This is a genomic window from Micromonospora sp. AMSO1212t, assembly GCF_008868145.1.
Lineage (GTDB): Bacteria > Actinomycetota > Actinomycetes > Mycobacteriales > Micromonosporaceae > Micromonospora > Micromonospora tulbaghiae.
This window is the reverse complement of sequence record NZ_WBKS01000080.1, coordinates 1-26,299: the sequence shown is the minus strand read 5'-3', so window position 1 is coordinate 26,299 and position 26,299 is coordinate 1. Positions and strand designations below refer to the sequence as shown.

Sequence of the window (26,299 nt, the reverse complement as noted above, 5' to 3'; positions counted from 1 at the left end):
CGGACGTCCGGTGGACGTCCGGTGGGCGTGCGGCTCGTACAGGGGGCCGGTCACGACGCCGCGTCCCGCAGCGCCGGGACCGACCGGACCAGCTTTCCGGTGGTGGTGCGGGGCATCTGGTCGAGCAGACGCAGCGTGCGGGGACGTTTGAAGCCGGCCAGCCGCTCGGCGATCAGCTTGTCGAGCGTCTCCTCGGTCAGCGAGCCGTCGGCCTGGACGTACGCGGTGATGCCGTCGTCCCAGACCACCACCGCGGCGGTGACGCCGGGCAGGCCGGCGACTGTGGCCTCCACCTCGGTCAGGTCGACCTTCAGGCCGCCCACCGACACCTGCGAGTCCAGCCGGCCCTTGACGGTGACCAGACCGGTGTCCGGGTCGACCACTCCGGCGTCGCGGGTGTGCAGCCAGCCGTCGGCCCACCGGGTCGGGTCGGCCGGCCCGACGTACGGGTTGGCCGGGCAGCTCACCCACAGCTCGCCGTCGCGCTCGCGTACCTCGATGCCGGGGGCGGGCGCGATGGCGGGGCGGTGCCGCCCGTACAGGTCGGTGCCGATGACGCCGACCTCGGTCATCCCGTACATGTTGCCCAGCGGCACCCCGTACCGGTCGGTGAACGCGTTCGCCACGGCCGCGGGCACCAGCTCGCCGCCGGTGGTCATGCGCCTGAGCTGCGGCAGCGGCCCGGCCGGCGTGGTGGAGGCGAGCATCCCGATGTGGAACGGGACGCCGAGCACCGTGGCCGGGGTGTCCTGGGCGGCGACGGCGGCGAGGATCGCGTCGCCGCTGAGCCGCTCCGGCGGGCACAGCTCGACTCCGGCGTGCAGCCCGTAGAGCAGACCGCCGACCAGGCCGAGCACGTGCACCATGCTGGGCAGCAGGATGATCCGCTCACCGGGCAGCGCGACACCGTCGATGCGGGTGTAGCGGTGCACCTCGGCGACCAGGTCGGCGGCGGTACGGCCGATCACCTTGGACGGTCCGGTGGAGCCGGAACTGAGCTGGATCACCGCATGCGGGCTGCCCGCCGGGCGGTCGGAGTACGCGCTGACCCCGGCGGTGACGTCGACGAAGATCCGCAGCGCGCCGCCGCCGGAGCGGACCGGGGCGACCACCACCTGCGGGCCGAGCCGGCGCAGCGCCTGGTCGACCTCGTGGTCGGTGAGCCGGTGGTCGAGCAGCACCGCCTGGGCGCCGGTACGCCAGGTGGCGAGCAGGTGGGCCACGTACGCCAGCGAGGGCGGCAGGCGCAGCGCGGCGGCGCCTCCGGCGCGCAGGCCGGCCTCGGCGAGCCGGTCCTGGGCCTCGCCGACGAGCCGGCGCAGCGTGCCCTTGTCGACCGGTTCGGGCAGGCGCAGGCAGACGTCGGTGTCGCGGCCGGTGAACAGGATGTCGTCCACCCAGTCCAGCGTCGTCGAGGCGGGATCTTCCACCACGGGATGTGCAGTCACGACCAGCCACCGTTCCACTGAGGAACTGGGCGGATCCGCCCAGCGGGTACGTCGTTCGGGGTATGGCGGAACCCTACGACGCCCCTCTTCCGCATCGCCAGATGCAAATGGCTAGATCCAAAACAGCGGCTGGGTGGATTGCTCAGGCTCGATCGGACAGGCAGGATCGAGGCCACGCCGGCAAGGTAGTCCGCCGGCCGCCGGATGCTGTGCGCGCACGGAACCTCGCGCGGACGGCGGGGGCGGCTACGCTCACGGCATGTTCCGTGCGGCCCGGCCCGACGACTTCCCGCAGGTCATCCGCCTCTACCGGCAGCTGAACCCGGACGACCCACACCTGAGCGACGGCTCCGACGAGCGGGCCTTCGCGCGGATCCTGGCGACCGAAGGGCTGCACCTGTTCGTGCTCGACCTGGACGGCGCGGTCGTCGCCACCACGTATCTCAACGTGATCCCCAACCTGAGCCGGTCCGCGTCGCCCTACGCGGTCATCGAGAACGTGGTGGTGGACGAGTCGCGGCGCGGCACCGGCCTGGGCAGGGAGATCATGGCCGGCACGCTCCGGGCCGCCTGGGACGCGGGCTGCTACAAGGCGATGCTCATGACCGGGTCGCGCTCACCCGCGACCCACGCCTTCTACCTGGCCTGCGGGTTCTCCGGCGACGCGAAGACCGCATACCTGGCCCGGCCGTCGTGACGCGGCAGGGCGGCCCGGTCAGCGCTCGCCCGCCGGCGGGGGCGCGGCGCCGCGCAGCACCAGCGCGCTGTTGAAACCGTCGAAGCCGCGCGCTCCGACCAGCGCGATCCGGCTGCGCGGCGGGCGGGGCTGCCGCAGGAACGTCAGCTCGCAGCCGGGCGCCGGCTCGTCCGGGCCGGCCGAGGCGGGCAGCATCCCACGGCGGAACGCCAGGAGCGCGGTGGCCGCGTCCAGCGCCGACCCGCCCTGGTGCGCCCGCCCGGTCAGCGGCTTCTGGGTGGTCACCGGCGGCGTCCGGTCGCCGAACACGGCGCGCAGCGCCGCCGCCTCGGCCCGGTCGTACGCGGGCACGCCGAGCGCGTCCGGCCAGATCACGTCCACGTCGTGCGGACGTACCCCGGCGCGCTCCAGCGCGAGCCGCAGCGCGCGGGCGTAGTGGACCGGGTCGGGGCCGGTGGCCGGGTCGGTGGGCGCGGCGTCGTGGGTGGCGGCCCAGCCGGTGATCTCCCCGTAGACGCGGGCGCCCCGGGCCAGCGCGTGGCCGAGCTCCTCCACCACGAAGACCGCGCCGCCCTCGGCCGGCACGTAACCGCTGGCCGCGACGTCGAACGGCCGGTACGCCCGCTCCGGGTCGGACACGTCGCTGAGCAGGCCGGAGCGGAGCTGGCAGGCGAGCGCGTACGGGCTCAGCGGGCACTCGGTCGCCCCGGCGATCACCACCGGCGTGCCCCGGCGGATGGTGCGTACCGCGTGCGCCAGGCTGTCCAGCCCACCGGCCGACTCGGACACGGTCACCCCGGACGGTCCCTTGAACTGGTGGCGGATCGACAGCTGCCCCACGCTCGCGGCGTAGAACCAGGCGATCGACTGGTACGCCCCCACCGTGCGGCTCGGCCCGCCCCAGAGCCGTTGCAGCTCCCGCTGCCCGAACAGGTTGCCGCCCGACGAGCTGGCGAGCGTGACCGCCCACTTGTACGGGTCGGGCGACACCTCGGGCAGCCCGGCGTCGGCGAGCGCCAGCTTGGTGGCGGCGAAGCCGAGGTGGGTCCACCTGTCGGTCTGCACCCGCTGCCGGGTGTCGCTGGACCCGGCCGGGTCGAAGCCGGCCACCTCCCCGGCCACCCGGGTCGGGTAGCGCTGCGGGTCGAACAGCGTGATCGGCCCGGTGCGGCGGGTGCCGGCGAGCACGGTGTCCCAGTGCGCCTCGGCGCCGACGCCGCTGGGCGCGACCACGCCGATGCCCGTCACGACGGCCCGCGCGGTCATGCCGGCGTCACCGCCAGCCGGCGGAACACCATGGCCGACTGGAAGCCGCCGAAGCCGCTGCCCACCGACAGTGCCACGTCCACCGGCACCTCCCGGGCCTCGTTCGGCACGTAGTCCAGGTCGCACTCCGGGTCGCGGGTGGTCCAGTTGGCGGTGGGCGGGACCACGCCGTACTCGATGGCGAGCGCGCAGGCGGCCATCTCGATCGAGCCGATGGCGCCGAGCGAGTGGCCGACCATCGACTTGATCGAGCTGATCGGCACCCGGTAGGCCGTCTCCCCCAACGCCCGCTTGAACGCGGCCGTCTCGTGCCTGTCGTTCTGCCGGGTTCCGGACCCGTGCGCGCTGACGTACGACACGGTCGACGGGGCGAGCCGGGCCTGCCGCAGCGCGTCGCTGATCGCCACCGCCATCTCTGCGCCGTCCGGGCGCAGCCCGGTCATGTGGAAGCCGTTGCTGCGGCTGGCGTACCCGGCGACCTCGCAGTAGACGTGCGCGCCCCGGCGGCGGGCGTGCTCGGCCTCCTCCAGCACCAGCACCGCGGCCCCCTCGGCGAGGACGAACCCGTGCCGGTCGGCGTCGAACGGCCGCGACGCGTGCTCCGGGTCGTCGTTGTCCGGGCTGGTCGCGCCGATCGCGTCGAACGAGGCGACGGTGACCGGGGAGATCGGCGAGTCGGCGGCGCCCGCGAGCACCACGTCGGCCTCGCCGTCGGCGACGAGCTGGTGGGCGTAGCCGATCGCGTCGATGCCGGAGGTGCAGCCGGTGGAGACGACCTGCGCCGGGCCGTGCAGGCCGTGCCGGCAGGCCACGTCGGCGGCCAGGCTGCTGGGCACCAGCGCCTGGTAGAGGTACGGCCCGCCGAGCGCGTGGTCGACCAGCCAGTGCCGGCCGGAGTCGCTGACCCGCACGTACTCCTGCTCCAGGGCCATGGTCCCGCCGACGGCGGTGCCGAGCACCACCCCGGCGCGTTCCCGCTGTGCGTCGGTGAGGGTGAGGCCGCTGTCCGCGAGCGCCTCGGCGGAGCAGGCGAGCGCGAACTGCACGTACCGGTCGGCGCGCTGCCGTTCGGCGAGCGTGATCCCGGCGGCGTCCGGGTCGAAGTCGCACTCGGCGGCGATCTGCGACCGGAACGGCGACGGGTCGAAGAAGCTGATCCGCCGTGTCGCGGTGCGCCCCTCGGTGATCGTCTTCCAGAAGCGGTCCCGGGTGGCGCCGCCGGGTGCGACGACGCCGATGCCGGTGACCACTGTGCGCCGGCCGGTCACGACGGCTCCCGTGGCGGCGGCGCCGCGCTCTCGGTGTCGATGTGGCCGAGTTCCGGGCGCGGTGCGAGCGGTCCGAGGTGGAACACCACCTCGGCGGGCTCGTCGCCGGTGTTGCGCAACCGGTGCCGGACGTCCTTGGGCACGTAGAGCGCCTCCCCGGCGGCGACCGGCACCGGCACGTCGTCCAGGTCGACGGTGATCGCGCCGCGGGCGACGTAGAGGAACTCCTCGCTGTACGGGTGGTAGTGCTCGGCGATCCGCTCCCCCGGCGCCAGCGTGGCCACCCCCATGAATCCGGATGTGCTGCCGACTGTCTTCGGGCCGAGCAGCACCCGCAGTTCCCCGCCGCGGCGGCGGTCGGCGGGTACGTCGTGGACGGAGACCCGGGCGGTGGTGGTGTCGGTCATCGCGCGCCTCCCGCGTGCGCCCGCTCGATCTTTTCCTTGATCACGGCGAGCTGGATCGTGCTGTTGGTGTTGATCCGGTTGGTCATGCCGGCGTTGTCGACAGGTGCGTCCGGTTTCATCGCGAAGTCCTGCGTCCAGGTCATGCGGGTACCGCCGGGCGTCTCGTCGTAGCGCCAGTGGATGCGCATGTACTCGAACGGGCCGGTCTCGACGCGCCGGGCGTGCACCTCGCGGGTGGCCGGGTCAGCGGTGCGCTCGCTGACCCAGCTCCACGACACACCGTTCTCGTCGGGGTGCATGGTGAGCCGGAAGCGCACGGTGTCGCCGTCGCGGTGCAGGATCTCCGCCACCGCGTACTCGGTGAACAGGTCCGGCCAGCGGGCCACGTCGTTGGTGATCTCCCAGACCAGCGGCAGCGGCGCGGCGATCTCCACGGCGTTCTCGGTGTGCCCGGGCGGGTCCGCCTTGCGGGCCACCAGGTCGGCGACGCCGGCGATGCTGAGCTGCCCGGCCTGTTCGGGGATCTTCACCCGCCACCTGTCGGCCACCACCGCTGACAGTTCGAGCAGTGCCAGCGAGTCCATGCCCAGCTCCTCCAGGCTCGCGGCCGGCGCGTCGGCGGCGGCGTCCGGGTCCAGGCCGCAGTGCGTGACCAGGATGTCGGTGATCTCGCGGGCGAGCGGGCGGTCGGGGGCGACGGTCATCGGTTCCTCCAGGTGGTCGGGCCGGCGGCGGGCACGGCGCTGACGGGGGTACGGCCGCCCGGCTCGGCGCGCGGGTCGGGTACGACCGCCCGCGCCGGGGACGCCTCGGCCACGCCGTCGGCGGACGGGGCGAGCAGGCGTTCCACCAGGGCGGTGGTGTGCCGGGCGGCGCGGAATGCCGGGTCGCGCAGCACCCGCCGGGCGAACGGGATCGTGGTACGTACGCCGGGGCCCGCCACGTCGAACTCGGCGAGCGCCCGGTCGAGCCGGTCCAGCGCGGCGTCCCGATCCGGCGCCCACACGGCCACCTTCGCCAGCAGCGAGTCGTAGTGCGGGCTGACCAGGTAGCCGACGTGGCCGTGGGTGTCGACCCGGGTGAACGGGCCGCCCGGCGGGCGGAAGCGGTCCAGCCGGCCGGGTGCGGGCGCGAAGTCGCGGTCCGGGTCCTCCACGTTGACCCGGCACTCGATCGCCACGCCGTCCAGGCGTACGTCGGACTGCCGCAGCCGCAGCGGGGTGCCGAACGCCACGTGCAGCTGTTCCTGCACGAGGTCGATGCCGGTGACCATCTCGGTGACCGGGTGTTCCACCTGGATCCGGCAGTTGATCTCCAGGAAGTGACAGCGTTCGGCCTCGTCGACCAGGAACTCCACGGTTCCGGCGCCGGTGAAGCCGACCGACAGCGCGCCGCGCAGCGCCACCTCGGCGACGGTGTCCAGGGTGGCCTGCCGCAGCGCGGGCGCGGGCGCCTCCTCGATCAGCTTCTGGTGCCGGCGCTGCACCGAGCAGTCCCGGGTGCCCAGGTGCACGCCGTTGCCGTGGCCGTCGCAGAGCACCTGCACCTCGACGTGGCGGGCGTCGGCGAGGTACCGCTCGACGTACACCCGGTCGTCGCCGAACGCGACCTGGGCGGCGGCGCGGGTCCTGGCGTACGCGCGGGGCAGCTCGGCGGCCGTGCGCACCACTGTCATGCCGCGCCCGCCACCGCCCGCCGCGGCCTTCACGATGACCGGATAGCCCACCTCGGCGGCCACCTCCTGCGCCTCGCCGACGGTGGGCAGCGTCCGTACGCTGCCCGGCGGCAGCGGCAGCCCGGCCTTGCTCATCAGCGCGCGGGCCGTGGACTTGTCCGCGAGCGCGGCCATCACCTGCGGCGGCGGGCCGACGAAGACCAGGCCGTTCTCGGCGCAGATCTCGGCGAAGTCGGCGTCCTCGGACAGGAAGCCGTAGCCAGGGTGGACCGCCTGCGCGCCGGTCTGCCGGGCGGCCTCCACGATCGCCGCCGCGTTGAGGTAGCTGCGGCGGCTGGCCGCCGGGCCGATCCGTACCGACTCGTCGGCCAGCCGCACCGGCAGCGAGTCGGCGTCGGCGCTGGAGTGCACCACCACCGTGCGCACGCCGAGTTCCCGGCAGGCGCGCAGCACCCGCAGCGCGATCTCGCCCCGGTTGGCGATCAGCACCTTGTCGAACATCAGGAGTCCTGTCCGGTGACCGGTTCCAGGGCGATCAGCGGCTGGTCGTACTCGACGGGCTTGCCGTCGTCGACGAGCACCTCGACCACCCGTCCGGCCTGGCCGGCGGTCACCTCGTTCATCAGCTTCATGGCCTCGACGATGCCGACCACCTGGCCCGGCCGGACCAGGTCGCCGACCGCGACGAACGGCATCGCCCCGGGTTCGGGGGCGCGGTAGAACGTGCCGACCACGGGTGAGCACACGGCCGGCCGGTCGATCGCGGGCGCGGTACGAGCGGCGGGCTCGGCGGCCCGCGCGGGGAGCGCCCCGGCCGGTTCGGCGACGCGCTGCGCCGGGGCCGCCGGGTCGTGCCACTCGACCTCCAGCACCGACTCGCCGCTGCGCAGTCGTACCCGGCGTACCGGCCCGGCCAGGTCGGCGACGAGCTTGCGGGCCTGCCGGCGCAGCCCGTCCAGCACCTGCTCGGCCTCGGCGTCGGCCATCACGCCACCTCCGCCCGACCCGCCGCGGGTGCGGCCGGGGACGGGCCGGCGGCGGCCGAGCGGGCCGCGCCGAAACGCCGGAACCGCTGCCGGCGGCGGCGGACCAGGGTGGCCGGAGGGACGGTGAGCAGCGGGGCGAGGTTCGCCGCGACCGCCCGGCGCAGCAACTCGGCCGCGCCGCCCGGGTCGGCGTGCGCGGCCGGGCGCGGCTCCGGCACCAGCTCGTCGACCACGCCGAGGCGGCACAGGTCGGCGCCGGTGAGCCGCAGCGCGCGGGCCGCCTGCGGGGCGGCCGAGCTGTCCGGCCAGAGGATCGCGGCGCAGCCCTCCGGGCTGATCACCGAGTAGACGGCGTGCTCCAGCATGAGCACCCGGTCGGCGACCGCGAGCGCGAGCGCGCCGCCGCTGCCGCCCTCCCCGGTGACCACCGCCACCACCGGCGTGGGCAGCACGGTGAGCGCGAGGATGTTCTCCGCGATCGCCGCCGCCTGGCCCTGCTGCTCGGCGTTCACCCCCGGGTCGGCTCCGGGCGTGTCCACGAGCGTCACCACCGGCAGCCGCAGCCGTGCCGCGAGACGCATCAGCCGCAGCGCCTTGCGGTGCCCGGCCGGGCTGGCCATGCCGAAGTTGCGCGTCACCAGTTCGGCGGTGGTGTGTCCCTTCTGGTGGCCGATCACCATCACCGGCCGGCCGTCGAGGCGGGCGATGCCGCCGACGACCGCCGGGCAGTCCGCGCCGAGCCGGTCGCCGTGCAGCTCCACGAACCCGTCGAACGCGGTCTCCAGGTAGTCCAGTGTGGTCGGCCGGCCCGGGTGCCGCGCCGTGCGTACCGTCTCCCAGGGGTCGCGGTCCGGACGCGCGGTCGCGGTCGGCACGGTGGCCGGCCCGCGCGGGGCGGGCGGGGTCTCCGGCGCGCGTCGGCCCGCCTCGGCGGCGGCGAGCAGCGCGGCGAGCCGGCCCCGCAACGCGTGCCGGGGCACCACCATGTCGACCTGGCCGTGCCGCAGCAGGTACTCCGCGGTCTGGAAGCCCTCCGGCAGCTTCGCGCCGGTGACCTGGCGGATCACCCGCGGCCCGGCGAAACCCAGCCGGGCGCCGCTCTCGGCGAGCACCAGGTCGGTGTTGGTCGCGAAGGAGGCGGCCACCCCGCCGTACGTGGGATCGGTGACCACGCTGACCGTGAGCAGGCCCGCCTCCCGCATCCCGGCGAGCGCCTGGCTGACGGTGGCCATCTGCATCAGCGACAGCGCGCCCTCCTGCATCCGCGCGCCGCCGGACGCGGTCACCAGCACCAGCGGGATGCCGTCGGCGAGCGCCCGCTCGGCGGTCCGGGTGATCAGCTCACCGACCGCGCAGCCGAGACTGCCGCCGAGGAAGCGGAAGTCCATCACCGCCAGCGCGACCGGGTGTCCGCCCAGCCGGGCGGTGCCGCAGAGCACCGCCTCGTCCAGGCCGGTCGCCGCGCGGGCCGCGCCGAGCCGGTGCGGGTACGGCAACTCGTCGACGAACTCGATCGGGTCGACGCGTACCGCCCGGTCCGGCAGCGGGACGAACGATTCCGGGTCGGCCAGCTGCGCCACCCGGTCCGGCGCGTCCAGCCGGGCGTGCGAGCCGCACTCCGGGCAGACGTCCAGGTTGCGGCGCAGCCGCTTACGGTAGAGCAGCGACGCGCACCCGTCGCACCTCGACCAGAGCTGCTCGTCGCGCGGTGCGGTCGTGGTCACCGTGGCCGCCCGGCGATGTCGTGGGCCGGCGCGTCGTAGCGGTAGAAGCAGTGCGCCATCGCGTCGCGCGGCGAACGCCAGGTCGGCAGGTACGGCGAGATGTACGGCCGCAGCCGCTCGCTGATCCGGACGAACTCCGGATGCCCGCGGTTGTCCTCCACCGCGCCCTGCGCCGGTGTCTCCGTCTCCAGCAGATGGACGTAGAGGTCGTGCAGCCGGTACAGCGAGCGGTGCCGGACCCCGACCAGGCCGGGCAGCTCGGTCGCGTCGGACTCGGCGAAGATCTCGGCCACCCGGTCCTCGGCCGTCGGCACCACCTTGGCGACGATGAGCGAACGGTCCATTCGCGCCTCCTGCACGTCCCGGTGCGCGGCGAACCAGTCGCGCCGCACGGATCGCCACACGGTCGCGCCGGCGGCGTCTACCGGGCGTCAACCGGGCCCCATCGCGGCACAAACATGGTGACGCTGCGTTGACGCAAGCTGTGCGTGAGCTATGCGAAGATCGCCTTCCGGTTTCGGGTCGGCGACACTTATTCGCAGATCACGGCCGTGTTACGGGTCCGCAGCGGACAGTCAGGTGGCCGACCGACCGTTGACTGAGAGTAACAGGGATTGATATTCTCCGTCTCGGTCAGCCCGGCCACGGCGGAGGTTCCCGACCGTGGCGGAGGCGTTCCGACACCGGCGTCGCGGGCGACGGTCCGGGCAACGCAAACGGTCGGGACGAGGGTTCCGGTGCTGGGGGGTGCGCCGTGGCGGGTGGATCGAGAATGCCGACGGCGGGCGAACCCGCCCCACGGGTGTCACTGCACCTGCTCGGCGGCTTCCAGCTGCTGCACGACGACACTCCCGTGGTCGTACCCCGGGGTCTGCAGCGCGTCATCGCACTGATCGGCCTGCGCCCGGCCGCGACCCGCAGCCACCTCGCCGGGCTGCTGTGGCCCGAGACGCCGGAGGAGCGGGCGCTGTCGTCGCTGCGGACCGCGCTGTGGCGGCTGCGGCAGGATCCGTGCTGCCCGCTGCGCACCGACGGCGACACCGTCCGCCTCGGACCCACCGTCCGCCTCGACGTGGACGACCTGGTGGAGACCGCGGCGCTGGTCCGCGAGGGCGCCGTCCCGCGCGGCGCCGCCGGCGCCGGACGCCACGACCTGCTCCCCGGCTGGTACGACGACTGGGTGCTGCTGGAACGCGAACGGCTGCGCCAGCTGCGCCTGCACATGCTCGAGGAACTCGCCGGCAACCACCTCACCGCCGGCCGGCACGGCGAGGCGCTCGAGGCGGCCCTGGAGGCGATGGCCGCCGAGCCGCTGCGGGAGACCCCGCACCGCCTGGTGGTCCGCATCCACCTGGCCGAGGGCAACGCGTTCGAGGCGGTCCACTCCTTCTACGTCTACCGCGACCTGCTCCTGCGCGAGCTGCGCCTGGAACCGTCCCCGGCGATGACCGCGCTGCTCGACGACACGCTCGCGCCGATCCGCCGGGCCAGCCGCCCGGAACCGCCGCCGCGCCGCACGGACCGGACCGCCAAACCGGCGCCGCGCGCCCCCACCGCGCCGCCACCACCATCAATGCCCCGGGGTACGCGGTGACGGCGAGGTGACAGCGCGACCGGCACCGTGAGGCCAGCACCGCGGCGGCGAGAGGGGTCACGATGAGTCGACTGTTGGTGGTCAGCCGGATCGTGCCGGGCGCACAGGGAAGGGTGGCGCAGATCTTCGCCGAGGCCGACGCCACCGAGCTTCCCCACCTCACCGGCGTCCGGCACCGGTCGCTGTACTACCTGCACGACCTGTGCGTCCATCTGATGGAGACCGTCGACGTCGCCCCCGGGCTGACCGCGGAGCTGCGCGACAACCCGCTCTACGAGCAGGTGAACAAGCGGCTCTCCGCGCACACCTCCCCGTACCTGCCGACCTGGCACTCCCCCCGCGACGCGGTGGCCGGCTGCTTCTACAGCTGGGACACCGCCGACGCGCCTGCGCCCGACCGGATCCACTGACCGGCCACGGGCGACGGACGGGGCGCCCCGGAACCACGCACGGCACCCAGGTTCCGGGGCGTCTCCCTGCTCTCCGAAGCCGCTCGACCCGCCTTCCGGCACACGCTCGGTCATCCTCCGGGCACCGGCCGACACCGCCGGTCCCACCGTCGTGGCCCGGCCCCGGGCTGCCTGTCGTGCGCCGCGCGGGTGTGCGAAGCTGCCCCGAGTCTTTCGCCACCGTCGTGCACGTACATAGAAGGAGGTTGGCCATGCCGTCGAGCTTCGGGCAGTGGCTGTTCGTGATACTGGCCCTGCTCATCGGATTCGGTGCCGGCTGGTTCGTCGTCGGCCGCCGCCGGCCCGGCGCTCCGGCGACGCCCACGGTGGAGACCGCCCCCGCGGTGACCGCCACCGTCGACGAGCCGCGCCCGGTCGCGGTGGTCGACGAGCCCCCGGCGACCGCCACGGTGGCCGAGCAGCCCGCGCCCACCGAGACGGCGACCGCCGAGCCGGCCGTCGCCACCGCCGCCCAGGCCACCGACGAGCCGGAGGCGTCGTCGAGCACCGCCTCCGAGCCGGTGTCCTCCCCCGCCGAGTCCGAGCCGGTGACGGCCTCCACGCCGGCCGTTGTGGACGAGCCCGCCGCCACCCCGGCCTCCACCGATGTGGAGGAGCCGGTCGCGTCTCCGGCGCTCGTCACCGAGCCGGAGCCCTTCGCGGTGGAGCCGGAGCGCGCGCCCGTCGCCGTCCCGGCGCAGTCGACGCCCGCCGACGAGCCGGCGGATTCGGCAACGACGCCGACTGCTGGTTCGACCACGGCGGAGGCAGCGCCGTCGCCGGTCGAGACCGCCGAGCAGGTGGAGACCGTCGAGCCGGTCAAGACGGCCGAGCAGGTCGAGCAGGTCGCGCCGGCCGAGACCGCCGAGCCCGCGACGACGGCCGAGCCGGTCGCCGCCACGCCGGCCGTGGTGCCCGCGCCGCGGGCCTCGGCCGAGAACGGCGTGCCGGCGGACGCCGCCGGTGACGCGCCGGACGACTTCCGGCGCATCCAGGGCATCGGGCCGAAGATGGCCGCCGCGCTCCAGGACGCCGGGATCCGCACCTACCGGCAGCTCGCCGAGCTGGACGAGGCCGCGCTGCGGCAGACCGTGAAGGCCGCCGGGCTGCGTGCCGCGCCCGGTCTCGCCTCCTGGCCGCAGCAGGCCAAGGTGCTGGCGGGTGCCCCGGCCGACGCCGAGCGGGTGCTGCCGGCGAGCGCCGAGTAGTCCGCAACCCGCGTTCCGGGCCGGTGGTGACTGTGGTCGCCACCGGCCCGGCGCGTTTCGCGCGGCCGATTCGCGACGTGCGGCATCCCCCGGCGCGGCCGTCCCTCGGATGGCGGGCAACCACCGCACCCGGCATGGAACGACGACAGAGTGTGATCGGCAGGAGCGTTATGTCGGAAAGCTGACCGGACGGGAACGGGCGTCGCTACCGTCGGTGAAGGGCCGGGACGGCCCGCCGCGCGTACCGCCACCCGCAGGAGCGTCTCGTGCCCACCGCAGCGCCGGATCCCGCCGGCCGGCGACCGCCGGTCCGCGATCCGGAGGCGCCGCGCCGGGTGACGCTGCTCGAACTCTTCTTCGACCTGGTCTACGTGGTCGCGCTCGCGTTGATCTCGCGCAACCTGGTCGGGTCGGTGACCTGGGAACGGGCCGCCGAGTCGCTGGTCATGCTGATGGCGATCTGGTGGACCTGGGCGATCACCACGCTGGTCACCGACATCTACGACCCGCAGCGCACCGAGATCAAGCTGCTGATCGTGGCGGTGATGTTCGGCGCGCTGCTGATGACCACCGCCATCCCGGAGGCGTTCGGCTCCCGTGGGCTGGTGTTCGGCGGCACGTACGTGGCGATCCATCTCGGACGCGGGCTGTTCCTCATGCCCGCCGTACGGCGGCATCCGCAGAGCAATCGCCGGGCCCTGCGCATCTTCGTCTGGTTCGCCGTGTCGGCGGTGCCCTGGCTGGTCGGCGCGCTCGCCGTGCACGGCACCGCCCGGCTGTGGCTGTGGGCCGGCGCCCTGGCCATCGACTATCTCGGGTTCCGGCTGGCGTACCCGGTCCCCGGCCTGGGCGCGGTGCCGGAATCCCAGCGCAACGTGACGGCCGAGCACCTGTCCGAGCGGTACCAGCAGTTCTTCATCATCGCGCTCGGCGACGCCGTGCTGGTCGCCGGCACCGTGTTCAGCGCGCACCACTCCGAGGCGGAGAACCTGGCCGCCTTCGCCACCGCGTTCGGCACCACGCTGCTGCTCTGGCGCATCTACGTGCACAAGTCCGGTGAGCTGCTGCCGCACGCCATCGCCCGGGCCGCCCAGCCGAGCCGGTTCCTCAACACCGCGCCGTACACCCATCTGCTGATGGTGGCCGGGGTGGTGACCACCGCGGCGGGCTTCGACCTGGTCCTGCTGGAACCGACCGGCCACACGCCGCCGGCCTGGCTGGCGGTGATCCTCGGCGGGCCGGCGCTCTTCCTGACCGGCCGGGGCGCGTTCGAGTACGAGGTGTTCAGCCGCGTCTCGCGGTCCCGGCCCGGCGGCGTGCTGGCGCTGCTCACGATCGCGCCGGCCGGGTTGTTCCTCGCACCGGTCTACGCCTCGGCCGGGGCGATGCTGGTGCTGGCCGGGGTGGCGTTCGCCGACTACCGCCGCAGCCGGGGCCGCCCGCCCGAGGAGCCGATGCCACCGCACTGAGGTAATCGGAATCGGCCGTGCCGGCACCGGTGCGCCGTTTGGCGGATCACCCGCACGGGGTACATGGCCTCCACCTCGAATCCACCACAACCCCAGTGGAGGCAACTGATGCGCGGCACCTCGATAGTCGGCGTCCTGGTCGTCATCTGGCTCATCATCGGCGCCATCGCCGCGGGTCAGCGCGGCTACTACGGAAACGACGAAACCAACTGCGCGGAGGCGGGCACCATCCTGGTCACCATCGTGGCCGGCCCGCTGAACTACATCGGCGCCAACCCGAAGGTGGACTGCAAGCTCCCCGAGCCGTCGAAGTAGGCGTCACCCCCGTACTCCCCTCCCGGCCCGCGCCCGCCCGGCGAGCGCGGGCCGTTTCGTGCCCGTGGCGCGGCCCGTCACCACCGCTACGGCGTCCTAGGAGGCTGGGTTTCGCGGGGTTTGCCCACGGAAACGGTGGGAACGGCAGCGGTTCGCCGACGACGGAACGGAGAACCGGGCATGCGGATCGGCTACAAGCTCGCCTCGGAGGCGTTCGGGCCCCAGGAACTCATCCGGCAGGCGGTCCGCGCCGAGGAGGTCGGCTTCGACTTCGTCGAGATGAGCGACCACTACCACCCCTGGCTCGAGGTGCAGGGCCACTCCTGCTTCACCTGGAGCGCGCTCGGCGCGATCGCCGCCCGCACCACCACCCTCGGCCTCGCCACCGGCGTCACCTGCCCGTCGGTCCGCTACCACCCGGCGATCGTCGCGCAGGCCGCCGCCACCATGGCGCTGATCTCCGACGGGCGGTTCACGCTCGGGGTGGGCGCCGGCGAGCGGCTCAACGAACACGTCGTCGGGCAGGGGTTCCCCAGTGTGCGGGGGCGGCACGAACGGCTGCGCGAGGCGCTGGAGATCATCCGGCTGCTCTGGCAGGGCGGATACCGCTCGTACGACGGCCGGCACCTGAAGCTGGAGGACGCCCGGGTCTGGGACCTTCCCGACCAGCCGCCGGTGATCGCCGTGGCCGCCAGCGGCCGGGAGTCGGCCGGCCTGGCGGCCGAGCTGGGCACCGGCCTGTTCGCCACCGAGCCGAAGTCGTCGATCGTCGACCAGTACCGCAACGCCGGCGGCGGGGGCCCGCGCTACGCCGAGGTGCCGATGGCCTGGGCCGCCGACGAGGAGTCGGCGGTACGCGCGGCGAAGGAGACCAGCCGCTGGGCGATCACCGGCTGGAAGGTGATGAGCGAGCTGCCCAACCCGGTGAACTTCGACGCCGCCACCGCCTGGGTCGAGGACCACCACATCCGGCAGCAGTTCTCCGTCGGCCCCGACGCCGCGCCGCACGTGGAGAAGGCGCGGACGTACGTCGAGGCCGGCTTCGACCACATCGTGCTGCAGAACGCCGGGCCGGACCCGGACGGCTTCCTGGACTTCTGCGCCCGCGACCTGCTCGCCCGGGTCCGCGCGCTCGGCTAGTCCCCCGTGCCCGGCCGGCCCTCGCGCTCAGCCGGTCCCCGTGCTGGCCGGCCCCTCGGACCTCAGCCGCCGACGTGGATGCCCGGGCGGCGGGTCGGGTCCGGCTCGGACTTGCGGATGATCTCCCGCACCACGGGCGGGGTGTCACCCCGGCCGAGGATGAGGTAGCGCAGCAGGTGCGCGATCGGGTTCCCCTCCGACCACTCGAAGTGGCAGTGCGGGCGGACGCCCGTCGCGTCGCGCAACGCCAGCAGGATCGCGGCAATCGCGTTCGGCGCGGCGGGGCTGCTCGCGCGCAGGATCCGGTATCCGCCGGACTCCACCCCGTGCACCCGCAGCACCTGGCTGAACTGGGACGGGTCGCTCACGTCGATCTCGAGGAACAGCACGTCGGCGGCGCCGGGCACCGGGTTCATCGACCGTTGCGCCCGCTCCTTGACCCGGTACTCCTTGACCGAACCGCGCTGCCGCTTGTTGGCGATCAGGTGCAGCCGCCCGTCCCGGGCCACGGATTCGTCCACGAAGCGGCGGGCCGCCTCGTCGAACTCGATCCGCTCGGCGCGCAGCTCGGTGGTCCGGGTGACCCGGGAGATCAGCGACACCGCGACGATCCCGGCGATGAAGAACCCGGAGATGGTGATGCCGTCCGGCTTCTCCACCACGTTCTCCGCCAGCGCGTACAGCAGCACGGCGGTGAGCAGCGCGAACCCGGCGGCGGCGGCGCGGCTGCGGGCGCGCAGCGCCGCGATGGTCACCGCTATCGCGCCGGAGACCATCATCGCGAGGATGCCCGTGGCGTACGCGCCGGCCTGGGCGTTCACGTCGGCGGAGAAGGCGATCGTGATGGCGATGCTGATCGCGGTGTAGACCAGCACCACGGGACGCACCGCCCGCCCCCACTCCGGCGCCATGCCGTACGACGGCAGGTAGCGGGGCACGATGTTGATCAGCCCGGCCATCGCCGACGCGCCGGCGAACCAGAGGATGAGCACGCTGCTGATGTCGTAGACGGTGCCGAACGCCTCGCCGAGGTGCTCGTGGGCGAGGAACGCCAGCGCCCGGCCGTTGGCCGGCCCGCCGGGGTCGAACGCCTCGGGCGGGATCAGCACCGTGGTCACGAACGTGGTGGCGATCAGGTAGACCGACATGATCAACGCGGCGGCGGTGAGCAGCCGGCGGGTGTTGCGGATCCGGGCGTCCAGCCGCCGCTGCACGTCCTCGCCGTCGCCGCGCACCAGCGGCATCATGCTCACCCCGGTCTCGAACCCGGACAGGCCGAGCACCAGCAGCGGGAACGCGAGCACGCTGGTGGCCAGGACGTCGCCGGGCCCGCCGGCGTCGGCCAGCCGGCCGGTCCAGTCACCGAGCAGCCCCGGGTCGGCGACGACCTCGGCCACCCCGGCGACCACCACCACCGCGTTCAACGCGAGGAACACCGCCACCAGCGGGATGGCGACCTGCACGGCCTCGCTGAACCCGAGCAGGAACACGCCGCCGAGCACGAGCAGCAGAGCCACGGTGACCAGCACCGCCGCGGTGTCGCCGTGCGGGAACGACGCGGGCAGCACCGGATTCTCCAGCAGGTGCACACTGGCGTCGGCGGCGGAGAGCGTGATCGTGATGATCCACGAGGTGGCGACGAAGCCGAGCAGCACCAGCACGAAGACCTTGCCGCGCCAGAACGGCAGCAGCCGCTCCAGCATGGCCACCGAGCCCTGCCCGTGCGGGCTCTCCCGCGCCACCCGGCGGTACATCGGCAGCATCCCGAGCAGGGTGAGCGCCACGATCAGCAGCGTGGCCAGCGGGCTGAGCGCGCCGGCCGCCACGGCGGCGATGCCGGGCAGGTAGGACAGCGTGGAGAAGTAGTCGACGCCGGTCAGGCACATCACCTGCCACCACGGGTGGGACCGGGTCTGGTGCTCGCGGACCTCCGGGCCGACCGGCTCGACCCGGTGCGCGAACAACCACCGGTGCAGCCGGCCCGCCGGCGGCGACGGCCGCGTCGGGGCCGCCACCCGTTCCGGCAGCTCCGGAGCGGCACGACCGGACCGCTCGCCGTGGTCGCCGTGCCGGCCGGCCCGGGCCGCCGCGGCCGCGTGCGCCTCCCGGCGCCGCTCCCGCGAACGCCTGGGCTGTTCCGCGTCCCCCGCCTGCCCCATCTGCTCCCCTTCGTCCCTATGAAGACGGTAGGGGTTGCCCCGGGCACGACCCGGCCGAACCGGTCAAAGATCCGGTCCGCGGGCCAGCGCGTCACGCACCGCCGCCGGGTCGGCCACGGTCACGGTGACCGCCGGGTGCCGCGGCCACGAGCCGGGGGCCAGCCCTGGCACCGGCTCGGCGAAGCGCAGGCAGACCCCGCCGGCCACGCTGGCGCCGAAGGTCACCCCGCCGTCGGCCGCCGACAGGTGCGGTCCGATCGCCCGCCACCAGCGGTACGGTCCGCTCAGCTCGGCCCCGGTCACGTTGTCCGGTGTGGTGCGCAGCAGCCACGGGCCGAACCGGACGACGAGCGCGTCCGGGCCCCAGTCGAGCCAGGCCGTGGCGGGCCGTACGCCGAGCAGCGCCAGCGGCAGCCGGAACGCCGGGTCGAAGCGGAACGGGAAGCGGCGGACCGGGCCCGGCGGGGGCGCCCCGGGGCCGGCCGGTTCGTCTCGCGGCACGGCGGCGACGTACCCGGTGCGGCGGGCTCGACACCCGCGGGCGGCGTTCCCGCGTCCCGCGCCCGGACGGCGGGACGCGGGAACCCCCCGTCCCGGCTACTGCAGGAACGCCCCGAGGGGTGACAGCAGCAGCCGGCCGAGCAGCGCGGCGTTGTCGTCCAGCCGCGTCCGCTCACACTCGCGGGCGTCCGGGTCGTGCCGGCAGCGCCAGATCTTCTGCGCGTTGCGCCAGGCCACGTTCCGGGTGTACTCCACCAGTTCGCCCTGGTACCAGTCGTCGATGTCGCCGTTCACCATGTCGATCATGAGTTGCCAGTTGTCCAGGTAGCCGCGGCGCAGCACCGGGATCCGTTCGGCGAAGATCTTGTTGATCTCCAGATAGTCGCGGTGCTGGTCGCTGCCGTCGATCGGCTCGGACTCCAGGCTGTCGAACGTGGTCACCAGCGCGAACGGCAGGTCGTAGTTGATGTGCGCGTTGACGCCCGCGGCGGCCGACGGCAGCGGCCGGGCGTCCGGGCCGCGCATCCGCTTGAACAGGCACGACCACGCCTTCGGGGTGTTCGGGCTGGAGTCGGTCCAGAACCGCAGCGCCTCGAAGTAGCGGGCCGCGAACTCCACGTCCAGCCGCGCCAGGAACGCCGGGTCGCAGAACCGGTCGTCGTACAGGCCGTCGAGCACCGTGCTGGTGATGACCAGGTAGAGCTTGTTGAAGTCGGCGAGCGGGCAGCTCTCCTCCAGCGGCGGCAGCCGGACCAGCATGTCCTGGAGCTTGGTCAGATGGTCCACGACCGCCGGCACGTCGGCGGGGTGGTCGGCCAGCAACCCGACGATGTCCTGGTGCACAGGCCCCCAGACCGGTTCGGTCATCTCTCCTCCACAACGGCCGGCGCCCCCACGACGCCACCACCCCTGTTCCGCGGGACAGCCTGCCAGCCGCCGTCCACACCGCGGATCCGTCGAACGACGTATTGCCGGCGTACGCCTACTCGGCGCCGTTGCGCAGGAAGATGGCGCTGGCCTGCACCCGGGTGCGTACCTGGAGCTTGTCGAAGATGTGCGAGACGTGGACGCCGATGGTCCGCTCGCTGATGAACAGCCGTTGGCCGATCTCCCGGTTGGTCAGCCCCTCCGCGACGGCGGCGAGCACCTCCCGCTCCCGCGCGGTGAGCGTCGCCAGCTCGTCCACCGCCGGCCCGGCGGGCGCCGCCGCCCGCTGCCGGGGCACCGGCGCCGGGTCCGGCGCGGCGTCCAGGGTCACCCGGGCCCGCGAGGCGATGGTACGGATCTCCGCGGTCAGCGGCACCGCGCCGAGCGACTGGGCCATCGCGTGCGCCCGGTGCAGCAGCTTGCCCGCGGTGGCCACCCGGCTGCGGCGGGCCAGAAGCGCCTCGGCCTGCCGCAACCGGGAGTACGCGGCCGGGTAGGGGTGGTTGCGCCGGTCCCACTCGAGCGCGGAGCGCTCCCAGAGCGCGGGGTCGCCGCGGCCGTCGTCGAGCCGGCTCAGCTCGGCGTCGCAGAGCGCGAGGAACCCCTCGGCGACGTAGCGCACCGGTGCGCCCGCCTTGGCGCTCTTGCCGGTCACCCGGTCGACCACCTCGCGCAGCCGGCGTACCGCGTTCGGGTCCACCTCGATCGTGCGGCTGGCCGCCGCCTCGGCCTCCGCGCGCAGCCCGTGCCAGGCCAGCGTGGCCAGCACGATCACGTCGTCGGAGCGGCTCTCGGTCAGGCCCCGCTGCACCGCCTGCCGGGCCACGTCGTGCCGGCCCTGCCACATGGCCAGACCGGCCCGCAGGATCAGCATCGGCAGCACGTGCCGGGCGCCGCCGCCGGCCAGCACCGTCGCGACCGCCTCCAGGTCGCGGTCGGACGCCTCGACGTCGCCGTACCCGACGGAGAGCCGGCACCGGGCCAGCAGCAGCTCGACCGCGTCGGCCCCGGACGGGCGGTGCCGCAGCGCGGCGGCGACGACCTTCTCCGCCTCGGCCCACTGCCCCACCCGGAACAGCCCGTTCGTCGCCACCGCCAGCAGCCGGGTCTCCCAGGTGCGGCCGAGCCCCAGCTCGGCGACCCGGTCGGCGCCCCGGCGGGCCACCACCACCCCCTCCTCGAGGATGTTCAGCGGCCCGGTGAGCAGCTCGGCCAGGTGCAGGTACGCGCAGGCCACGTCCTCCGGCCGGCCGGACCGCTCGGCGGTGTCCAGCGCCTGGCGCATCACCGCCAGCCCGGCGGCCGGATCCTCCAGGAACGCCTCGCTGAACCCGAGCGCGGCGCTGGCCATCACCACCTCGGAGATGGTGCCGGGAACGTCGGCGGCGAGCGCGAGGGCCTCCCGGGCCTGGTCGCCGGCCTCGGCGTAGCGGCCCAGGTGCAGCAGCAGCTCGGCCAGCCGGGCGGCGGCGGTGCACCGCTCCCGCGGCGTGCAGTCGGGCGAGTCCAGCACCCGCCGGTACTCCTGCTCGGCGGGAGCCGACCGGCCGGCCGCGGCCAGGTAGCGGGCCCGGCGGATGCGCAGCGCGCAGACCGGCGGCCCGGACGGGTCGTCGGCCAGCTCCTCCAGCAGCGTCAGGGCGCGGGCGTGCTCACCGCTGTGGTGCGCGGCCTCGGCGGCGTGGCTGAGCAGCTCGGCCCGGTCCACCTCGACCGGCTCGGGCCGTGCCCCGTCGGGCAGGACGGCGGCCGGCTCGGTGGCCAGGGTCAGCGCGGCGGACCAGTGGCGGTGCGCCTCGGCGTATCCGTGCAGCCGTTCCGCCTCGCGGGCGGCGGCCATCGCGGCGGGCAGCGCCCGCGCCGGCTCGCCCGCGTGCCGCCAGTGGTGGGCCAGCCGGGCCTGGTGCAGCTCGGCCGGTACGGCGGTGAGCGCCTCCGCGTAGCGGCGGTGCAGCGCGGCCCGCTCGGCGGGCAGCAGCTCGTGGGCCAGGACCTCGGCGACCAGCCGGTGCCGCAGCCGGTAGCCGTCGTCCGCGCCGACAAGCAGGCGGTGCGCGACCGCCTCGCGGACCGCGTCGAGCAGCTCCTCCTCGGGCAGCCGCACCACCTGGGCCAGCAGCCAGTGGTCGACCGGCTCGACGCCCACCGCCACCGCGTGCACCACCGCGTGCGCCGGCTGGGGCAGCGCGTCGACCCGGTCGAGGAACACCTCGCGCAGCGTGTCGGAGAGGCCGTCGCGGCCGTCGCGCCGGTCGCGGGCCAGTTCCTCCACCACGAACGGGTTGCCGCCGCTGCGCTGCCAGAGCTGGTCGGCGGCCTCCGGCGGCAGCGGCGCGCCGACCACCGCGGCGGCCAGTTCGTCGGTGGCGGACCGGTCCAGCGGCAGCAGGTCGATCACCCGCACCGAGCGCAGCCGGCGCAGCTCGGTGAGCACCCGGCGCAGCGGGTGCGCGCCGCGCAGCGACTCGGCCCGGATCGCGGCCAGCACTGAGAGCTGGAGGTCGCCGAGCCCGGCCAGCAGGTAGAGCAGAAGCTGCCGGGTGCTGCGGTCGACCCACTGTAGATCGTCGAGGACGAGCACCAGCGGCCGTCCGCCGGCCACCACGTGCAGGCCCTGTGCGACGCGTTCCAGCAGCGCCCCGGCGCCGTCCGGGCCGGGGGTCTCCTCGTCGAAGACCTGCAACACCCCGCGGATGGCCGACGCGGTGCGCGCCTGCGCCTGCTCGGCGTCGAGCCGGCGCAACGCCTGCCGTACCGGGTGCAACGGCGAGGCGTCTCCGATGTCGAGGCAGGTGCCGGTGAGTACCAGGGCACCGCTCCGCCGCAGTTGCTCGCCGACCTCGGTCAGCAGGCGGGACTTACCCACCCCGCTCTCTCCGGTGAGGAACACCGCGCCGGTCTGCCCGGGCCGCAGGTCGTCGTAGAGCGCCGACCGCAGCGTCGCCATGGTCCCGGTACGGCCGACGAGCGGTGCCGTGTCCACGTCGCTGGCCATGGGAGGCAGCCTAGTCACAGGCCCCCGCACCGTTCTACGGCCTCGGGCCCGGATCGGTACCTCTCGCGTCGACTACACGACTAATGGTTGCGGGTGCCCGACATACGTCGTCCTACAGATCCCCCGAGAACCCGGTGGTGAAAGTCTGCTGAGGTCGTCGGGCACCACGATCGGGAAAGGGTGGGTGCGATGTTGATCACCACGCCCGTGGGGAGTCGGAAAGCCGTCATCACGGCGTGCCGGCCGGTGCCCGAGGAACGACGCACCGTGACCGTCCTCTTCGTCGACATCGTCGGCTCGACCCGGCTGGTCGAGCGACTCGACCCAGAGGACGTACGCGCGTTGCAGCGCGCCTACTTCGGCACCGTCGCCTCCGTGCTGCGCCGCTGGCGGGGCGTGGTGGAGAAGTACGTCGGCGACGCGGTGATGGCGTTGTTCGGCGCATCCGGTTCGGACGGTCTCGACGCGTACCGGGCGGTGCGGGCCGGGCTGGACATCCAGGCCGCGCTGGAGCGGCGGCGACCGGGCGGCGTCCGGCTGCGCGTGCGGGTCGGCGTGGCGACCGGCGAGGTGCTGCTCGACCTGGCCGAGGTCCGCGACGGCGGCCACGGCGCGGCCAGCGGCGCGGTGATCACCACGGCGGCCCGCCTCCAGGAGCACGCGCCGCCGGGCGGGGTCGTGGTCTGCCCGGTCACCCGGACCGCGGTGGCCGGCCTGGTCGAACAGCGTCCACTCGCCACCCTGACGCTCGCCGGCAAGGCGCTCCCGCTGGACGTGTGGCGGGTGACCGGGGCGGCCGGGGGCAGGACGGGCCGGCACCGCGTCCCGCTCGTGGGCCGTCGTCGCGAGCTGGCCGGCGCGGCCGACGAGGTGACCCGGGCGCTGCGCGAGCGCCGTCCCCGGTGGATCTCACTGGTCGGACCGCCGGGCAGCGGCCGCAGCCGGCTGCTGCACGAGGTGACCCGTGCCGTGTCGCACGTGGACGGTGTGCCGGTGCGCCGCCGGGTGACGGCCTGCCCGCCGTACCCGTGCGGCGAGCTGGCGCCGCTGGCCGACCTGGTCCGTCCCCGGCCGGACGGCACGGTCGCCGACGGTCCGGGCGGTGTGCTCGCCGCGTTCCTCGCCGCGCCGGACGACGACACGGTGGCGGCCCGCGCCGTGGTCGCCTGCCGCGAGGCGCTGCTCGGCCTGGCCGCCGACGCGCCGGTGGTGGTCGCGGTGGACGACCTGGACCGGGCCGCCCCGGCGCTGCGCCGGTTCCTGCACCAGCTCCACGTCGCGGCGGGTGAGCGGGGACTGCCGCTGGCGGTGGTCACCACGTGCGGCTCCGGCTCGGCCGACCCGTTGCCCGCACCGGCGCGGCGGATCCCGGTGGAGCCGCTGGGACCGCTGGACACCGGGCGGCTGCTGCGGCACCTGCTCGACCGGGCCGGTCGGCCGGCGGAGCTCGTCGCGCGGCTGCTTCCGCTGGTCGGCGGCAGTCCGGCGGTCGCGACCGCGTACGCGTCGGCGGATCCGGACGGCGAGCCGGGTGGCGTACCGGCTGCCGCGCGCCGCCTGGTGGACGCCCGGCTGGACCGGCTCGACGGTACGCACCGGGCGGTCCTGCTGGCCGGCGCCGCCCGGCGTGGCCCGGTCGTGGCCGCCGCGGCCGAGGCGATGCTCGGCTGGCCCGCCGGCCGGGCCGAGCCGGTGCTGCGGGCGCTGGCCGCGGCGGGGCTGGTACGCCCGGTCACGGCCGGCGACTGGGCGATCGACGCGCTGGTGGCGCGGGTGGCCGCGCTGCGGCTGTCCCGTGCGGTACGCGCGGACTTCGCCCGCCGCCTGCGCACCGCGAAGGACTCCGCTGCCGGCCGGGTGCCGGGAGCGGGAACCGGCGTCCCGTCCCGGGGCGCCGGCGAGCGGGAGGTCTGCCCGCTCGGGGCGGGACGGTCGCGCCGGTCGGGTGGAGGGGCCCGACCGGCGCCCGTCCCGCCGGACCGGCTCGATCGCTCCGACACTCTCCACCCGGTGCCCGGGCAGCCGGGCCGGGCCGGGGTGCTCCGGGCGGTGCCCGCACGACCGGGGCAGCCGGCCCGCGCCGGGCCTGCGCCGGGCGACGCGACACGGATCGTCCCGGGCGCCACGGCGTGGCCCGGGCGGACCGGTCCGTCCGGGCGGGTGGGCCGGCGAAGAACCGAGCCCGGTGGGCACGCGCTCGGGCTGGCCGCATGACGTCCGGGTCGGAGCGGGCACGGGGCCACTCCGGCCCGGACGTCACCCGGGCTCGCAGGCGTGCGGGCGCAGGCCCGCGGACGGATCAGTCCCGGGCGATGGTGCGGCTGCGGCCCCGGAACTCGGCCACCACCTCGTCGCCGCGCCGTACCGTCACGTCGTAGATGCCGCTGCGGCCGTGCCGGACCCGTTCGGTGGCATACGCCTCCAGCAGGTCGCCCTCGCGTACCGGGCGCAGGAAGCTGATCTCGCCACCGGCCGCCACAGTGGCCGGGCCGTGGCTGTTGCAGGCCAGTGCGAACGCGGTGTCGGCGAGCAGGAACACGAAACCACCGTGCCCGATCGCGTGCCCGTTGAGCATCGCCGGGGTGACCCGCATCCGGGCCACCGCCGCGCCGTCGCCGGCCGAGACGAGTTCGATGCCGAGCCCCTTGGACGCCACGTCGGCGTCGAACATGTCGTGCGCCGCGGTACGGCCGCCGTCGCCGGCCATGTCAGGACTCCCGCCGCTGGTCGACGATGCGGCGCATCTTGCCCATCGAGCGTTCCACCCCGTCCGGCTCGATCACCCGTACCGCCACCGACACCCCGATCGTGTTCTTGACCTGCTCGACGAGAGTGGCGCCGGCCCGCTCGGCCTCGTCGGCGGCGGCGCCCGCCCGCCGCTCCACGTGGACGGTGAGCGTGTCGAGCCGTCCCCGCCGGTCGAGCACGCACTGGAAGTGCGGCGACAGGGCCGGGGTACGCAGGATCAGCTCCTCGATCTGGGTCGGGAAGACGTTCACCCCCCGGACGATCATCATGTCGTCGGTACGCCCGGTGATCTTCTCGATCCGCCGCATCGGGCGGGCGGTGCCGGGCAGCAGCCGGGTCAGGTCGCGGGTGCGGTAGCGGACCACCGGCATGGCCTCCTTTGTCAGCGAGGTCAGCACCAGCTCACCCCGCTCGCCGTCGGGCAGCACCTCACCGGTGACCGGGTCGATGATCTCCGGGTAGAAGTGGTCCTCCCACAGGTGCAGGCCGTCCTTGGTCTCCACGCACTCGACCGCCACGCCCGGCCCCATCACCTCGGACAGGCCGTAGATGTCGAGCGCGTGCATGTCCAGGCGCTGCTCCAGCTCGTTGCGCATGTCCTCGGTCCACGGCTCGGCGCCGAAGATCCCCACCCGCAGGGAGGTGGCGCGCGGGTCGACGCCCTGGCGTTCCATCTCGTCGACGATGGCGAGCATGTAGCTCGGCGTCACCATGATGACCTCCGGTTCGAGGTCGCGGATCAGCATCACCTGGCGCTCGGTCATGCCGCCGGACACCGGGACGACCGTGCAGCCCAGCTCCTCGGCGCCGTAGTGCGCGCCGAGGCCGCCGGTGAACAGCCCGTAGCCGTACGCGACGTGCACCCGGTCGCCGCGGCGGCCTCCGGCGGCCCGGATCGAGCGGGCCATGAGCTCGGCCCAGGTGTCCAGGTCGGCGCGCGTGTAGCCGACGACCGTGGGACGGCCGGTGGTGCCGGAGGAGGCGTGCAGCCGGGCGACCCGCTCGCGGGGCACCGCGAACATGCCGAACGGGTAGTTCTCCCGCAGCTCCGCCTTCGCGGTGAACGGGAAACGGGCCAGGTCGGCCAGTTCACGCAGGTCGTCCGGGTGCGCGCCGAGGGCGTCGAACGCGCGCCGGTAGTGGGGCACGTTGCCGTACGCGTGCCGCAGCGAGTGCCGCAGCCGGTCCAGTTGCAGCGCACGCAGCTCGTCGACGCCGATCCGCTCGACGGGATCCAGCTCGTCCGGACGAGGGGTGCGGTCCTGCACGGTGACCTCCTGGCACGAGGGTGGGCCCGAGGCCGCCGCCCCGGGCGCTGCCGCC

General features: G+C 74.6%; 23 protein-coding genes. 8 read left to right on the top strand and 15 right to left on the bottom strand.

Features of this window, described 5'->3' with window-relative positions; all coding sequences use genetic code 11:
* Positions 1–50: 50 nt before the first annotated feature.
* A complete protein-coding gene (locus F8279_RS19645) occupies positions 51–1,448 on the bottom strand; it encodes a class I adenylate-forming enzyme family protein (protein ID WP_151500703.1) in 1,398 nt (465 codons plus the stop codon).
* 259 nt (positions 1,449–1,707) lie between these two features.
* Here F8279_RS19645 and F8279_RS19640 point away from each other — a divergent pair, with 259 nt between their 5' ends.
* Positions 1,708–2,145: a GNAT family N-acetyltransferase gene (locus F8279_RS19640; protein WP_091417743.1), complete on the top strand. Its 438-nt coding sequence runs from the start codon at positions 1,708–1,710 to the stop codon at positions 2,143–2,145.
* 18 nt (positions 2,146–2,163) lie between these two features.
* Here the strand turns inward: F8279_RS19640 and F8279_RS19635 are convergent, their stop codons facing one another.
* The 8 genes from F8279_RS19635 to F8279_RS19600 are packed head-to-tail and all read right to left on the bottom strand — an operon-like array spanning position 2,164 to position 9,815.
* Positions 2,164–3,411: a beta-ketoacyl synthase N-terminal-like domain-containing protein gene (locus F8279_RS19635; protein WP_151500702.1), complete on the bottom strand. Its 1,248-nt coding sequence runs from the start codon at positions 3,409–3,411 to the stop codon at positions 2,164–2,166.
* Positions 3,408–4,679, bottom strand: coding sequence for a beta-ketoacyl synthase (locus tag F8279_RS19630; RefSeq protein ID WP_151500701.1), 1,272 nt, complete (start codon positions 4,677–4,679; stop codon positions 3,408–3,410). Before F8279_RS19630 ends, F8279_RS19635 begins: the two co-directional genes overlap by 4 nt.
* The gene (locus tag F8279_RS19625; protein WP_151500700.1) at positions 4,676–5,086 is read right to left on the bottom strand and encodes a cupin domain-containing protein; all 411 of its coding nucleotides are present in this window, start codon (positions 5,084–5,086) and stop codon (positions 4,676–4,678) included. Before F8279_RS19625 ends, F8279_RS19630 begins: the two co-directional genes overlap by 4 nt.
* A complete protein-coding gene (locus F8279_RS19620; RefSeq protein WP_151500699.1) occupies positions 5,083–5,790 on the bottom strand; it encodes an SRPBCC family protein in 708 nt (235 codons plus the stop codon). The genes F8279_RS19625 and F8279_RS19620 overlap by 4 nt, the downstream gene beginning before the upstream one ends.
* The gene (locus F8279_RS19615; RefSeq protein WP_151500698.1) at positions 5,787–7,262 is read right to left on the bottom strand and encodes an acetyl/propionyl/methylcrotonyl-CoA carboxylase subunit alpha; all 1,476 of its coding nucleotides are present in this window, start codon (positions 7,260–7,262) and stop codon (positions 5,787–5,789) included. The genes F8279_RS19620 and F8279_RS19615 overlap by 4 nt, the downstream gene beginning before the upstream one ends.
* The gene (gene accB, locus F8279_RS19610) at positions 7,262–7,747 is read right to left on the bottom strand and encodes an acetyl-CoA carboxylase biotin carboxyl carrier protein (protein WP_151500697.1); all 486 of its coding nucleotides are present in this window, start codon (positions 7,745–7,747) and stop codon (positions 7,262–7,264) included. The genes F8279_RS19615 and accB overlap by 1 nt, the downstream gene beginning before the upstream one ends.
* On the bottom strand, positions 7,747–9,471 hold the full coding sequence (locus F8279_RS19605) for an acetyl-CoA carboxylase carboxyltransferase subunit alpha (protein WP_091417715.1): 1,725 nt from the start codon (positions 9,469–9,471) through the stop codon (positions 7,747–7,749). The genes accB and F8279_RS19605 overlap by 1 nt, the downstream gene beginning before the upstream one ends.
* Positions 9,468–9,815, bottom strand: a complete 348-nt coding sequence (locus F8279_RS19600) for a TcmI family type II polyketide cyclase (RefSeq protein ID WP_091418459.1) — start codon at positions 9,813–9,815, stop codon at positions 9,468–9,470. The genes F8279_RS19605 and F8279_RS19600 overlap by 4 nt, the downstream gene beginning before the upstream one ends.
* A gap of 410 nt (positions 9,816–10,225) precedes the next feature.
* Between F8279_RS19600 and F8279_RS19595 the strand changes: the two genes are divergently transcribed.
* From F8279_RS19595 to F8279_RS19570, 6 genes are all read left to right on the top strand, one after another.
* On the top strand, positions 10,226–11,065 hold the full coding sequence (locus F8279_RS19595; protein WP_225853333.1) for a BTAD domain-containing putative transcriptional regulator: 840 nt from the start codon (positions 10,226–10,228) through the stop codon (positions 11,063–11,065).
* A 62-nt stretch (positions 11,066–11,127) separates the two neighbouring features.
* A complete protein-coding gene (locus tag F8279_RS19590; protein ID WP_151500696.1) occupies positions 11,128–11,475 on the top strand; it encodes a TcmI family type II polyketide cyclase in 348 nt (115 codons plus the stop codon).
* Positions 11,476–11,726: 251 nt separating this feature from the next.
* Entirely contained in the window at positions 11,727–12,722 is a 996-nt protein-coding gene (locus F8279_RS19585) for a helix-hairpin-helix domain-containing protein (RefSeq protein WP_151500695.1), read from the top strand.
* 266 nt (positions 12,723–12,988) lie between these two features.
* Positions 12,989–14,191 (top strand): low temperature requirement protein A, encoded by a 1,203-nt coding sequence (locus F8279_RS19580; protein WP_151500694.1) that lies wholly within the window; start codon positions 12,989–12,991, stop codon positions 14,189–14,191.
* A 108-nt stretch (positions 14,192–14,299) separates the two neighbouring features.
* Entirely contained in the window at positions 14,300–14,506 is a 207-nt protein-coding gene (locus tag F8279_RS19575; RefSeq protein ID WP_013286658.1) for a hypothetical protein, read from the top strand.
* A gap of 180 nt (positions 14,507–14,686) precedes the next feature.
* Positions 14,687–15,646, top strand: coding sequence for a TIGR03557 family F420-dependent LLM class oxidoreductase (locus F8279_RS19570; protein WP_151500693.1), 960 nt, complete (start codon positions 14,687–14,689; stop codon positions 15,644–15,646).
* A 62-nt stretch (positions 15,647–15,708) separates the two neighbouring features.
* Here the strand turns inward: F8279_RS19570 and F8279_RS19565 are convergent, their stop codons facing one another.
* The 4 genes from F8279_RS19565 to F8279_RS19550 all read right to left on the bottom strand — a co-directional run bounded on the left by F8279_RS19565 (position 15,709) and on the right by F8279_RS19550 (position 22,228).
* Positions 15,709–17,805: an amino acid transporter gene (locus F8279_RS19565; RefSeq protein WP_151500692.1), complete on the bottom strand. Its 2,097-nt coding sequence runs from the start codon at positions 17,803–17,805 to the stop codon at positions 15,709–15,711.
* A 63-nt stretch (positions 17,806–17,868) separates the two neighbouring features.
* Entirely contained in the window at positions 17,869–18,306 is a 438-nt protein-coding gene (locus F8279_RS19560) for a hypothetical protein (RefSeq protein ID WP_091417691.1), read from the bottom strand.
* Positions 18,307–18,402: 96 nt separating this feature from the next.
* Positions 18,403–19,173, bottom strand: coding sequence for a DUF5995 family protein (locus F8279_RS19555; RefSeq protein WP_091417688.1), 771 nt, complete (start codon positions 19,171–19,173; stop codon positions 18,403–18,405).
* A 115-nt stretch (positions 19,174–19,288) separates the two neighbouring features.
* Positions 19,289–22,228, bottom strand: coding sequence for a helix-turn-helix transcriptional regulator (locus tag F8279_RS19550; RefSeq protein ID WP_091417683.1), 2,940 nt, complete (start codon positions 22,226–22,228; stop codon positions 19,289–19,291).
* Between the two features lie 189 nt (positions 22,229–22,417).
* Here F8279_RS19550 and F8279_RS19545 point away from each other — a divergent pair, with 189 nt between their 5' ends.
* A complete protein-coding gene (locus tag F8279_RS19545; protein ID WP_091417680.1) occupies positions 22,418–24,442 on the top strand; it encodes an adenylate/guanylate cyclase domain-containing protein in 2,025 nt (674 codons plus the stop codon).
* A gap of 85 nt (positions 24,443–24,527) precedes the next feature.
* Here F8279_RS19545 and paaI read toward each other — a convergent pair whose 3' ends face one another.
* Together paaI and paaK are read right to left on the bottom strand one after the other, a co-directional pair.
* Entirely contained in the window at positions 24,528–24,935 is a 408-nt protein-coding gene (gene paaI / locus F8279_RS19540; protein WP_091417677.1) for a hydroxyphenylacetyl-CoA thioesterase PaaI, read from the bottom strand.
* Between the two features lies 1 nt (position 24,936).
* On the bottom strand, positions 24,937–26,299 hold a 1,363-nt coding region (paaK, locus tag F8279_RS19535; RefSeq protein ID WP_368668820.1), incomplete at its 5' end, for a phenylacetate--CoA ligase PaaK.

What these genes read in the sequence shown, in the direction of transcription:
- F8279_RS19640 (WP_091417743.1), top strand. Translation starts at nt 1,708, where the DNA reads ATGTTCCGTGCGGCCCGGCCCGACGACTTCCCGCAGGTCATCCGCCTC.
- F8279_RS19635 (WP_151500702.1), bottom strand. Translation starts at nt 3,411, where the DNA reads ATGACCGCGCGGGCCGTCGTGACGGGCATCGGCGTGGTCGCGCCCAGC.
- F8279_RS19625 (WP_151500700.1), bottom strand. Translation starts at nt 5,086, where the DNA reads ATGACCGACACCACCACCGCCCGGGTCTCCGTCCACGACGTACCCGCC.
- F8279_RS19620 (WP_151500699.1), bottom strand. Translation starts at nt 5,790, where the DNA reads ATGACCGTCGCCCCCGACCGCCCGCTCGCCCGCGAGATCACCGACATC.
- F8279_RS19615 (WP_151500698.1), bottom strand. Translation starts at nt 7,262, where the DNA reads ATGTTCGACAAGGTGCTGATCGCCAACCGGGGCGAGATCGCGCTGCGG.
- accB (WP_151500697.1), bottom strand. Translation starts at nt 7,747, where the DNA reads ATGGCCGACGCCGAGGCCGAGCAGGTGCTGGACGGGCTGCGCCGGCAG.
- F8279_RS19600 (WP_091418459.1), bottom strand. Translation starts at nt 9,815, where the DNA reads ATGGACCGTTCGCTCATCGTCGCCAAGGTGGTGCCGACGGCCGAGGAC.
- F8279_RS19590 (WP_151500696.1), top strand. Translation starts at nt 11,128, where the DNA reads ATGAGTCGACTGTTGGTGGTCAGCCGGATCGTGCCGGGCGCACAGGGA.
- F8279_RS19585 (WP_151500695.1), top strand. Translation starts at nt 11,727, where the DNA reads ATGCCGTCGAGCTTCGGGCAGTGGCTGTTCGTGATACTGGCCCTGCTC.
- F8279_RS19575 (WP_013286658.1), top strand. Translation starts at nt 14,300, where the DNA reads ATGCGCGGCACCTCGATAGTCGGCGTCCTGGTCGTCATCTGGCTCATC.
- F8279_RS19570 (WP_151500693.1), top strand. Translation starts at nt 14,687, where the DNA reads ATGCGGATCGGCTACAAGCTCGCCTCGGAGGCGTTCGGGCCCCAGGAA.
- F8279_RS19565 (WP_151500692.1), bottom strand. Translation starts at nt 17,805, where the DNA reads ATGGGGCAGGCGGGGGACGCGGAACAGCCCAGGCGTTCGCGGGAGCGG.
- F8279_RS19555 (WP_091417688.1), bottom strand. Translation starts at nt 19,173, where the DNA reads ATGACCGAACCGGTCTGGGGGCCTGTGCACCAGGACATCGTCGGGTTG.
- F8279_RS19550 (WP_091417683.1), bottom strand. Translation starts at nt 22,228, where the DNA reads ATGGCCAGCGACGTGGACACGGCACCGCTCGTCGGCCGTACCGGGACC.
- F8279_RS19545 (WP_091417680.1), top strand. Translation starts at nt 22,418, where the DNA reads ATGTTGATCACCACGCCCGTGGGGAGTCGGAAAGCCGTCATCACGGCG.
- paaI (WP_091417677.1), bottom strand. Translation starts at nt 24,935, where the DNA reads ATGGCCGGCGACGGCGGCCGTACCGCGGCGCACGACATGTTCGACGCC.